The sequence below is a fragment of the Vibrio hepatarius genome, from assembly GCF_011806575.1.
Lineage (GTDB): Bacteria > Pseudomonadota > Gammaproteobacteria > Enterobacterales > Vibrionaceae > Vibrio > Vibrio hepatarius_A.
Map to the genome: position 1 here is coordinate 122043 of NZ_JAATOO010000007.1, position 11923 is coordinate 133965.

Below are 11923 nucleotides of genomic sequence, written 5' to 3' on the forward strand. Positions count from 1 at the left end.
GTAGCAAACTTACACTCACTCGCAAGTTGACGTTCGCAAACCGAACCTGTCGTGATTCTTCAGTCCCCTTTATCTACCCTTTGATTGCTTTTAACACAAGGACTTAAAAGATGATGAGAAGAAGTTATGTAACCGCTTTAGCGATGCTAACTGCGGCTCCAACGGCTTGGGCGACGATGAACATCCAACCCGATCCGCTTAACCCAACTGGTTATGTTGTTTCACGGGCAGATATAGAAGCGGCCGAACAGCAAAAAACTGCTGACCCTATGTATCAAATATGGTCGCAAGCGCTCCGTACCGCGCCAAATACCTTGGTGGAAGCTATAGAGCCCGGCAGCGCAACCAATCCAGATAATGTCAAGCGAGCAGAGAAAGTTTTCCCTCAAGCAGAATGGGATTTTCTGACTCACATGGCTGCTCCGGAATACACGTACACTCGATTTTTACGAGCGATCGGCAAGTTCCCAGCATTTTGTGCCGAGTACACCGATGGACGTGACTCCGACGCGATTTGTAAGCGTTCTATTGTGACTGCGTTTGCGCACTTTGCGCAGGAAACTGGTGGGCACATTTCGAAAGACAACGTGTCTGACAATCCGCTTGCGTTGGAAGAGTGGCAGCAAGCTTTGGTTCACGTGCGTGAAATGGGCTGGTCAGAAGGTCAAGCGGGTTACACCACGGGTTGTGGACAGAACGATTGGCAAAACAAAAAATGGCCATGTGCCGCTGGACAGGGCTATTTTGGCCGTGGCGCGAAACAGCTTTCTTATCACTTTAACTATGGCGCCTTCTCTGAAGTGATGTTTGACGGTGATGCTACCGTACTACTGAACAATCCTGGTTTGGTGGCCGACTCTTGGCTGAATCTGGCTTCTGCTATTTGGTTCTTCTTAACTCCACAAGCTCCGAAACCAGCGATGCTACATGTTATTGACCGCACTTGGGTGCCGTCACAACGTGAAATTGACGCTGGTATTGGTTACGGCTTTGGTACCACGATTAATATCATCAACGGTGGGATCGAGTGCGGTGAGCAGAACAAAGACAAAGGTCAACCAGTCAACCGGATCCGCTACTGGGAAGGGCTATCTTCACACTATCAAATCCCTATCGAGTCCGACGAAAAGAACACCTGTTGGCAGCAAACCCCTTACGGAAGCCTTAACTTAAATGGCGCAACCGATGTGCTCTACACCAACTGGGATGGAAACTGGAAATATTACGCAGACCGTCCGGGTGGCTACTCGTTTGAGTGTGAACTAGTCGGCTTCCAGACCGCGTATTCTGCACTGGTTCCGGGGGATTACGAGAAGTGTGTGACTAACTTGTATGAATCGCACGCGAGTTGGCCAGAAGTTCGAGTTGTTGACCAACTCGACCCTGTCGACCCAGATACGGGCGGCGGCACGGGTAACGAATGGGATGCCAACAAGATATACACGGGTGGAGAAGAAGTGACATACCAAGGAGCGACGTATCAAGCGAAATGGTGGACTCAAGGACATGAGCCGAGCTTAGGTGGACCATGGGAGTTGATCGCAGGAACGCCAAGCGAGCCTACGCCTGAGCCAACTCCGGAACCAACGCCTGATCCAGAACCGACACCAGAGCCTGACCCAACGCCAAATCCGGATACTGGTACATTCATTCAGTGGCAGCCGGGTGAGACTCAAGTCGCCGACGGAGATAAAGTTACTTACAACGGTAAGTGTTTTGTTGCTAAGAATGGACCTGGGGTATGGGAAAGCCCGACTCAATCGAACTGGTTTTGGGATGAGATATCCTGCCAATAACTCATGTTGAGACTCAATGTTTGAGTAGCCAATCAACGTGTAATTGAGCCTCACGAAATCCATTAAGCAAAGTCCGCTCCCACGGGCTTTGCTTTTTTGTTGTGTGAGCAATTAAGGTGCTGTTGATGCGAGGGATGAAGAGAGCCCTACGGCTTGTTCGAATGGGATTGGGCGAGAGAAATAGTATCCCTGACCTAATTCAACACCCGATTGAAGACACAGTTCATAGTCACTGAGATCTTCGATACCTTCAGCCAGCACTCTCAAACCTAGGCTAGAACATAAATGACATAGATGGGTCATGGATTCTTTAGAGTAGGCTTGGTGCGTGACAAAGCGTTTATCCAGCTTTGAAATGTACAAAGGGATACTCTTCAAACAAGACAAAGAGGAATAACCGCTGCCAAAATCATCCAGCGCTAAACGAATATTTCTCGCTTTAAACTCGTTGAGGGTGTCGATAAACGCGGGTTCTTCGAGGAATTTGTCTTCGGTAATTTCAATGATGAGTCGATTAACATCTTGGCCGCTTGTTCTAAATTGAAGCTCCAATTCATCTAACACGTCGATCACCATAAGCTGAGCATGACTGAGGTTGATGGTCAGGAAGGTGTTTGGATCTGACATGGCAAGGAAACGACAGGCCGCTTTAAAGGTTTCAACGGTGAGCGTATGTATGGCTCCGGTCAATTCACATGCTCGTACAACAAGGGGCGGAGGTACGCTAGAACCATCGTCATAGGTGAGTCTGAGCAACATTTCGTAGCCCACTGTTTGTCGTGTTTTCATTTCGACAATCGGTTGGACATAAAAGCCAAAGTCTCGTTGTTCTCGGATCAACTTTTGAACATGTGCGCTGGCATTGTTGAGTTGTGCGACATTCGAGTCATATTCTTGAACATAAGGCAGGATCTTGTTTCCGCCCTCGTTTTTCGCCTGATAAAGCGCAATGTCAGTGTATTTGAGAGAATCGGATGAGTCACTGAGCTGAGCTGTGTGAACCATCCCGCCACTGACAGTGACTTTTACGCTGGCCTCGTCTTCCACATAATAAGGTCGGCTAAAGCAGTTGATGATCGACGAAGAAACCTCATCTGAGTCTTGTTCATCGGCTGAAAAGACAATGCAAAATTCGTCACCACCAATCCGATAGACGTTTTTGGCATGAGGGAGTTTTTGTTCCAATCTCTCTGCTACTTGGCTGACGATGCTATCGCCCGTTTTATGACCGTAGTAATCATTAATCAACTTAAACTGGTCGATATCGATATAAACCAAAATATAGTCACTTGATTCGTATTTTATCGACTTCAACCAAGCTTCTAAATTGAATCGATTTCTCATCCCCGTGAGAGTGTCAATATTGGCTTCTCTGTCTAACAGTAAATTGGTTTTCTCAAGCTGCTTCTGAATACTTTCTCTTTTCCTGATGTTTTTAAATAAGGCGACATTAGTAATCAGTAGTACAGTCAATAATATGCTAGTAATTGATATTTGTAGCCAATACTCTTCCCATGGATTAAAAGGTTGACCAATAATATGAGAAGAAGAGGGCAGTGTTGACGGTGAAATGTTGTATTTGACCAGTCGGTCATAGCGAAAAATATAGCTGCCGATATCTTCTTTGATCATGCTAATCTCGGCGGTTGGGGTGCCTTTGAGTATCTGAATGGCTTGGTTTGCCGCTAGCAGTCCCGACTTCTTGGCGTTAATCACTTTGCCTCCCGTCACGCCGTAATCGATCAATTGCTCGTGCATGGCATAGACAGGTTGGCTTGATGCGGTACTGATTCGGTTAGCCCCTTCTGCAAGTGACACATAGCGGTTGGACGCATCGCTGTAGTAAGAGCCGAAGATAATTCCGGTGTCATCAGACAGATTGTTTACATAGTTTTCTAAATCACCCAGCGTCTCATTACCGTATATACGTTCAAAGGTGATATTAGGGTATTGCTCGAAGGTTGTTGATATCGTATCCCAACGAGCTTCACCGGTTGGCGTCTTGTCAAAAATAAGCAGGATTTTTTTTACTTTAGGGTTGGTTTCCAATATCAAGTCGATATTTTCGACAAAGGGTTCAACTTCAAAAACACCGGTAAACAAATTGCGGTCCAATACCTCGGCTAATGCAATATTATTTATACCGACAAAAACAACCGGACTGTTTTTGAAAATTTCATCGTGAAACCTGCGAACAAAGTTAAGTGCATTATCATCGGTAGTAATGACCAAACTGAGCTCTTTGCCTTTAAACTTGTAGCCATAGTCACTTCTTAAGCGCTGAATATATTCTTCACCAAAACCATACTCTTTGGTGTCCATAAACTCGATATCAATGGAGTGATAGCCTGATTTTGCAAGTTCATTTTTAATGGTGTTAACCAGGTTATCTGTCCAAGGAAAACTGCTGTGGTAGGAATTGAGGATTAGCACATTGTGCTCATCGGCATGAGAGTAAGTAGGGGCATAGCAAAGCACGCTAACCATGAAGCTACACAGCAGCTTTCTTATCGAGTGAGTTTGAATTAGATAGCGCAAAATGGCCTCATAAGCCTTGTTGAAGTGCCATCTTACTTGTCCAAAATTCAATAATTTCAATCGACTATTACCCATTTTGTTCATCAGTATAGAAATTTAAGCACAGAAGTGCGTATGTTGCTGACTATTTAGTGAATTGGTCTTGAAATCGTGATGAGTTAACGATGAATAAAAGAAGTTATGTAATCTATCTCACGCTTTGTTGCCGCTTTTATACGTTATTCAGTCGCTTAGCGATTATGCGTAAGTTGCACAGATGGTTTTAGTAAATCATTGGCATTCGGCTTACATCCTACTCGTGACAGTGACGTGTATTTTTCCAAAATTTAAACGTTGAACAAAGCTTCACCACAGTGCTAAGGGTTTGAGAGTAAAAGTGCAAACTTAGTTTGTGAAAAAACGCATTTGTGTTTAGGTGTTGCTTCATTAAACTTCGCGCGTAATTTTTATTAACTTTTTTTAAAGGTGCGCAAAATGTCAACGAAATTGGCAAACCCAGCTCCATTAGGCCTAATGGGCTTCGGGATGACCACAATCCTGCTAAACATCCACAATGCAGGCTTTTTCCCAATTGATTCAATGATTCTAGCAATGGGAATTTTCTACGGTGGTCTTGGCCAAGTTCTTGTCGGTATGATGTGCTTCAAACGTGGTGACACATTCGGTACAACTGCGTTTACTTCTTACGGCCTGTTTTGGCTGACCCTAGTGGGTGTTATCGTAATGCCTAACATGGGCCTTCCTGCTAGCCCAGCAAACTTCATGGGCTGGTACTTAGCGCTTTGGGGTATTTTCACCGGCTTCATGTTCATCGGCTCTCTATGCTACCCAACCGCAAAACAAATCGTGTTTGGTTCGCTAACGGTATTGTTCTTCCTGCTGGCTGCTCGTGACTTCACAGGCAGTGAGTTTATCGGCACTATCGCGGGTATCGAGGGTATCTTCTGTGGTGCGAGCGCAATTTACTTCGCAATGGCACAGGTACTAAACAATGAATACGGTCGTACTGTATTGCCAGTTGGTACTGCGAAAGTGACTCGCCAAGTTGAAACTGCAGTCGTAGCTTAATTCAACCACCTTGTTAAGAGGTCGGCCAAGTGCCGGCCTTTTTTGTATCTATCGTTTGGTGAGTTGAAGCCAATGTTGTACACGCACAATAGCGTAGCTTCATTGAGAACATGAATATTTTGATATAAATACGATTGTATATATTACGTTGAGTGGGGTAGGTTAGAGCTTGGAGCAAGAAATATAACTGAAATACAAAAACGGAATGTATCACTATGTTAAGGACAATTACTCAACTCTTTCCTTTATGGGCGGCGTTATTCTCAGCCTTCGCTTACTTCTCTCCCGCAACGTTTGTTGACCTGAAAAGCCAGATCGTCCCTTTATTGACGATCATTATGCTGGCAATGGGTTTAACGCTAAGACCGAAAGATTTTCTCAATGTGCTCAGCAATAAAAAAGCAGTGGGTATCGGACTGGTACTGCAGTTTAGCGTCATGCCGAGTGCCGCATTACTGATTAGTATGCTATTAGCGTTCGACCCAGTGCTTACCGTTGGTATGGTGTTGGTTGGCAGTGTTGCGGGTGGTACCGCGTCCAACGTCATCTGTTACTTGGCGAAAGGTGATGTCGCGTTGTCGATTACTATGACGTCGATATCTACGCTTTGCGGTGTGGTGTTAACACCGTTTCTAGTCCAGCTTCTTGCAGGGCAACATATTGATGTACCAGTGATGGGAATGCTGATGAGCTTAATCAAGATTGTTTTGCTGCCGGTTGGTGTTGGTTTGCTGTTGAATGTCTTTATGCACCGAGTAACCGAAAAGCTAGAGCCTATTTTGCCACTGGTCTCTATGTTGGCTATCGTGTTGATCATCGCTATCGTTGTTGCGCTGAATGCGAAGCAGTTAGCGAGTATTGGTCCAATCGTCGCCCTCGCTGTGGTGCTGCATAACGGTATCGGTTTGGCGTCAGGATACTGGATCAGCCGTTGGCTTGGTTTTAATCACACCATCAGCCGCACAGTGGCGCTTGAGGTCGGTTTGCAAAATTCAGGATTAGCGACTGCATTGGCGATGAAGTTTTTCACGCCCGCATCAGCAGTGGCTGGGACGATTTTCTCTGTTTGGCATAACCTATCCGGCTCATTACTGGCGGGCTATTGGGCTAAACGTCCGACTGATGATGAAAAGCTTAATGTACAAACCAGCAACTGAAACACAAATTGAATTATAGAAAAGGCGAACCTTGCGTTCGCCTTTTCTATAAGTGAATGGATTCCGTAGGAAACGACTTATTTTGTGCTTGTTGTGATTGATTGTGATTTTTTTGCTTCGCGATCATCCAATATGACTTCTCCCTTAGTTTAAGAGTGACTCATCGATGAAAAAAAATATCATGACAGCATTCGCCCTAGTTGTCGCCAGCCTGTCTTTACCAGTGTTGGCACAAACAAGCGACCCGTTACCATCGTGGAATGATGGTCAAGTTAAACAACAGATCATCCGCTTTGTGAACGATGTCACCGACAGTAGTTCACCAAACTATGTCGCTCCGGCTGATCGCATCGCCACGTTTGATAATGATGGAACGCTATGGTCAGAGAAGCCTATGTTCTTTCAGGCTTTGTTTGCGCTAGATCAAGTAAAGGCGCAAGCGAAGCAACACCCTGAGTGGAGTAACAAAAAACCGTACGCTCTAGTGCTCAATGGACAGTTTGATAAGCTAACCGCGGACGATGTGTTAACCATTATTAAAGAAACCCATACTGGTATGAGTAGCGATGAGTTTACCGAGACCGTCAAAGCGTGGATCGCAACATCAAAACACCCGGTGACAGGAATGCCATACACGGATATGGTTTTTCAGCCGATGTTGGAGCTACTGGATTACTTAGACGAAAACCAATTTAAGAACTTTATCGTCTCTGGCGGCGGTAATAGCTTTATGCGCGCCTGGGCGTCGGATGTATACGGTATTCCGTCAGAGCGCATCATAGGAACTCGTTTCTCAACAGAATTTGTTAACGAGGATGGAAAATATCAGGTTAAGCGAACCGCAGGCATCGAAGTGGTAGATGACAAAGCCGCGAAGCCGCAGCAGATCTATCAACTCATAGGTAAACGTCCAATTGCCTCGTTTGGCAACTCTGATGGTGATTTACAGATGTTGCAGTGGACAGCATCCGGAGACGGTGCACGTTTAGCCTTGTATGTTCACCATACGGATGCTCAGCGCGAATGGAAATATGACCGCGGGCCTGGCATAGGGCAATTGGATAAAGGCTTAGATGAGGCGACTCAAAAAGGTTGGCTAGTGGTCGATATGGCAAAAGACTGGAATCAGGTTTATCCGACTAAATAATTGAGCATTAAAAAAAGGGTTAGCCAGTTGGCTAACCCTTTTTGATACCCATAGTTTTAATTAGAGTGGGTCACTGCTTTTCTTATATTTGTTGCCTAGTAACTGACGTTGTAGGTCAAATCAGCTTAGAGTGACGGTTGCTCTACAGGTTTTGACTCGGCCTCTGCTTCTGGCTGCTTACCTGTCTTACGACGGTATTTGTCTTCCCAGTAGTCAGCGCCTTTGATGCCAAGTTTAACAGGGTTGAACGTGTACTCTTCCACACCTTGTTTTTGCTGCTCTTCGTAGTCTTTCAGCGCTTTCAGTGCTGGTTTAGACATGAAGAAGATGATCAGAATACCAATGATGTTCAACCAAGCCATCAGACCAACGCCCACATCACCCATAGCCCACGCTAGGTTTGCCGTCTTCACTGTGCCGTAGAATACGACTGCGATAAGTGCGATTTTCAGTAGGAACATCAGACCGTTTACTTTCACGAAACGACGGATGTAAGCCACGTTTGTTTCCGCGATGTAGTAGTAAGCCAGAATGGTTGTGAAAGCGAAGAAGAACAGTGCGATAGCGATAAACGGCTTACCGATACCTGGCATTGCACTCTCGATAGCCATCTGTGTAAACACAGGGCCGTTTGCTGCGATGTCCGCTGCTACGTTCTGAACTAGGAAACCTTCAGCACCGTGTACGTTGTACGCACCAGTGATGATGATCATGAACGCTGTCGCAGAACAAACTAATAGCGTATCGATGTAGATAGAGAAAGACTGAACTAGGCCTTGTTGTGCTGGATGATCAACGCTTGCTGCTGCTGCCGCGTGAGGACCAGTACCTTGACCAGCTTCGTTTGAGTAAACACCACGTTTAACACCCCAACCGATAGCAGCACCGAAGCCCGCCATTGGTGTGAATGCATCACCAACGATCATTGAGAAGACGCGTGGTACTTCACTGATGTTTAGTAGGATGATAACGAATGCAGTGATGATGTAAGCCAGCGCCATGAAAGGTACCACGATCTGTGTGAAGCTCGCGATACGCTTAACACCACCAAAGATGATGAACGCTAGAATGACGGAGATAACAGTGCCAGTAAAGATTTTAGCGAAACTGAACGTACCCAGTGCTGTTTCAATCATCGCGCCAGAGCCAAATGCTGCTTCTACTGCGTTACCGATACTGTTTGACTGAACGCCAGGTAGTAGGAAACCACAAGCAAAGATAGTCGCGATAGCGAAAACCCAAGCGTACCAAGTTTGACCCATCGCTTTTTCAATGTAGTAAGCTGGACCACCACGGAATTCGCCGTTGTCTTCTTCTTTGTAGATCTGCGCCAGTGTCGATTCTGCGTATGCAGTTGCAGCCCCGAAGAACGCCACTACCCACATCCAGAATACTGCACCTGGACCACCGAAACCGATAGCCGCTGCAACACCTGCGATGTTACCAGTACCCACACGACCAGAAAGCGAAACCGCTAGAGCCTGGAACGATGAGATACCTTTCGATGAGCTTTTGCCTGAAAGAAGTAGACGCCACATCTCAGTGAAATGACGAACTTGAACGAAACGAGTCATGATTGAGTAGAACAAACCGGCGCCTAGGCACAGATAAATCAGTACCGGGCTCCATATGATTCCATTCAGAAAATCAACTAAAGACTGCATAAGTATTTTCCCTGTTGTGTTTGTAATGATTGTTTTATGAGCAGAATATTAACCTTTTTGTAACGCGCCTGTTAATGAATTTATGCTTTTTAATTGATTTGCGTGAACTGAGACACAGAATGCTAGAGAAATGTAAAAACACGGAGTTATTTGTGGGATGCAGAGGGGAAATGCTTGGATATCTAGTTAATTTGAGTGAATAGATAGCGCATTATATGTACAGCGCTATCTATTATTTAAACTTTTGTATGCTATTTATACGATTTGCTTTAGCGATTACTACTATTTTTGGTATCTAAACGCGTTTAGTTCTTCGTATTGTTTGTTTTGTTGTGTCACTACGTCGGTCAAAATCTCCGCAGAACCACACGCCATTGTCCAACCTAGTGTACCGTGACCCGTGTTGGTGAACAGGTTGCTGATTGGTGTCGCACCGATAATTGGTGTACCGTCTGGTGTCATAGGACGGAAGCCTGTCCAGTAATCCGCTTGAGACAGATCTACACCGCCAGGGAACAGGTTACTGACGACATGGTTAAGTGTTGCCAGACGCTTATCTGGTAACGCGGCGTCAAAGCCCGCTAATTCTGCTGTACCTGCTACTCGGATACGCTGGTCAAAGCGAGTCACGGCAACCTTGTAAGTCTCATCCATGATAGTTGACTGAGGCGCAAACGCTTCGTTGATAACCGGTAAGGTTAGTGAGTAACCTTTTACTGGATAAACAGGGATATCGATACCCAATGAATCCATCAGATGCTTCGAATAGCTGCCCATTGCAACCACAAACGTATCGCCTTCGATCAAACCTTTATCCGTTTCTGCCCCGATGATGCGACCGTTTTGCTGCTTAAGGTTCTTCACTGACGTATCAAACAAGAACTCAACGCCCGCTTCTTCTGCTAATGCTTGAAGGTGCTGACAGAACAAGTAACAGTCACCTGTTTCATCATCAGGTAAGTGCAGGCCACCAACAAGGTTACCCTGAATATTAGCAAGACCCGGCTCTTGAGTTAGACACTCTTTCGCATCCAGTAGACGGAAACGTGTGCCGCTTTCTTCAAGCAGCGCCATGTCTTTCTCTACCGCTTTCAACTGCTTTTCATCACGGAAGATCTGCAACGTACCTTGTTTACGACCTTGGTATTGAAGATTATGCTTTTGGTTTAACTCAGCTAAACACTCTCGGCTGCGGTTAGCAATGGTTAACATACGAGCTTTGTTAATGCGGTACTTGTCTAGTTGACAGTTGAACAGCATCTTTGTCGCCCAGCTCATTAGCTCAGGGCTTAGAGATGGTTTAATTTTTAGTGGAGCGTGCTCTTCCAATAGCCACTTCAACGCTTTGGTTGGAATGCCTGGCGCTGCCCACGGCGAAGAGTAGCCGTACGAGATCTGACCAGCGTTTGCGAAACTTGTTTCTTCCGCTGCACGTGACTGGCGATCAATCACAGTTACTTCACATCCAGCTTGGCGCAAGTACCAAGCACTGGTTAATCCAACAACACCGCTTCCTAATACGACAACTTTCACAATAAGCTCCACACTTTTGAAATTTTGCCAAGCATGATTGATTTACATCTGGTTAACAATAGATATAAATTAATATCACTGTTTAGAAAAATTAAAAGCTATATGAAATCTGCATTACTCCATGGCATTAACCTTATTTGTATTGTTTCGCGTCACCACAGCCTTACCAGTGCGGCGAGAGAACTCAATCTGACCACCGGCGCAGTGAGTCAACAGTTGCAAGCAATTGAAGACAGGTTAGGTTTTACTGTATTTGAACGACACGCGCGCGGGATTCGTTTAACCGAGCGAGGCCAGAAGCTGGTGGATTCGGTCCACCACCATCTGGTTGCTATCGAAGAAAATGTCTATCAGCTTACCCGTGTATCGGACAGCAAAGAAATTCGTTTGAAGCTGACGCCATCACTGGCTTTTAAGTGGTTGGTGCCGAGGCTGGAGAATTTTCAAAAGCAATATCCGGATATTCAGATCCATACTTTTGCCGAAGGTGCGCTAGTAGACAGCGAGAACCGTGACTTCGATATCGCGATAGATTATGGCCCCATTCCCTACAAGTTTGCTGAGGCTGAGTTGTTGATGGAAGAGTCTTTACTGCCCGTGATGAGTCCGAGCTACTACGCTCAATTTCCTGACTTGGCAGAGAATCATGCAACGTGGCAGAAGACGACATTGCTACATGATGCGATGCCGTGGCACGGAGCACCTAAAGATTACGAGTGGCTTTACTGGGCGTCACAGCATGAGCTTGACTTTAATACCAATCAGGGACACTTCTTTAACCGAACCGATATGGCAATGTCTGCCGCTGAGGCTGGGGTAGGGATCGCGCTTGCGCGGATGGCACTGCTTGGTAATGAAGTGGAGCAAAATCGTTTGGTCGCGCCGCTAAATCCAATCAAAGCGAATGCCGGATATTTTATTATTACTCATGTGGACAACCCACATACCCGACTATTCAAACACTGGCTAAGAGAACAGAGTGTACTAAAAGCCGGTTAATCCAACGCGAAGGATAAAAAA

General features: G+C 45.7%; 8 protein-coding genes. 5 read left to right on the forward strand and 3 right to left on the reverse strand.

The window, feature by feature from the left end:
- Nucleotides 1-110: 110 nt before the first annotated feature.
- Complete coding sequence (locus HCZ42_RS07415; protein WP_167420090.1) at nt 111-1796, forward strand: glycoside hydrolase family 19 protein; 1686 nt, start codon at nt 111-113, stop codon at nt 1794-1796.
- A gap of 111 nt (nt 1797-1907) precedes the next feature.
- On the opposite strand, the gene HCZ42_RS07420 is transcribed toward HCZ42_RS07415, so the two are convergent.
- On the reverse strand, nt 1908-4283 hold the full coding sequence (locus tag HCZ42_RS07420) for an ABC transporter substrate binding protein (protein ID WP_167420091.1): 2376 nt from the start codon (nt 4281-4283) through the stop codon (nt 1908-1910).
- A 525-nt stretch (nt 4284-4808) separates the two neighbouring features.
- On the opposite strand from HCZ42_RS07420, the gene HCZ42_RS07425 reads away from it, so the two are divergent.
- The 3 genes from HCZ42_RS07425 (at nt 4809) to HCZ42_RS07435 (ending at nt 7706) form a co-directional block, all read left to right on the forward strand.
- Nucleotides 4809-5402, forward strand: coding sequence for an acetate uptake transporter (locus HCZ42_RS07425; protein ID WP_167420092.1), 594 nt, complete (start codon nt 4809-4811; stop codon nt 5400-5402).
- Between the two features lie 215 nt (nt 5403-5617).
- Nucleotides 5618-6559: a bile acid:sodium symporter family protein gene (locus HCZ42_RS07430; RefSeq protein WP_167420093.1), complete on the forward strand. Its 942-nt coding sequence runs from the start codon at nt 5618-5620 to the stop codon at nt 6557-6559.
- 166 nt (nt 6560-6725) lie between these two features.
- Nucleotides 6726-7706: an HAD family hydrolase gene (locus HCZ42_RS07435; protein ID WP_167420094.1), complete on the forward strand. Its 981-nt coding sequence runs from the start codon at nt 6726-6728 to the stop codon at nt 7704-7706.
- 125 nt (nt 7707-7831) lie between these two features.
- Here the strand turns inward: HCZ42_RS07435 and HCZ42_RS07440 are convergent, their stop codons facing one another.
- Together HCZ42_RS07440 and HCZ42_RS07445 are read right to left on the reverse strand one after the other, a co-directional pair.
- A complete protein-coding gene (locus HCZ42_RS07440; RefSeq protein ID WP_167420095.1) occupies nt 7832-9370 on the reverse strand; it encodes an alanine/glycine:cation symporter family protein in 1539 nt (512 codons plus the stop codon).
- Nucleotides 9371-9652: 282 nt separating this feature from the next.
- Entirely contained in the window at nt 9653-10903 is a 1251-nt protein-coding gene (locus HCZ42_RS07445) for a D-amino acid dehydrogenase (protein ID WP_167420096.1), read from the reverse strand.
- Between the two features lie 102 nt (nt 10904-11005).
- Here HCZ42_RS07445 and HCZ42_RS07450 point away from each other — a divergent pair, with 102 nt between their 5' ends.
- Nucleotides 11006-11902 (forward strand): LysR substrate-binding domain-containing protein, encoded by an 897-nt coding sequence (locus HCZ42_RS07450; protein WP_167420097.1) that lies wholly within the window; start codon nt 11006-11008, stop codon nt 11900-11902.
- Nucleotides 11903-11923: the final 21 nt, after the last annotated feature.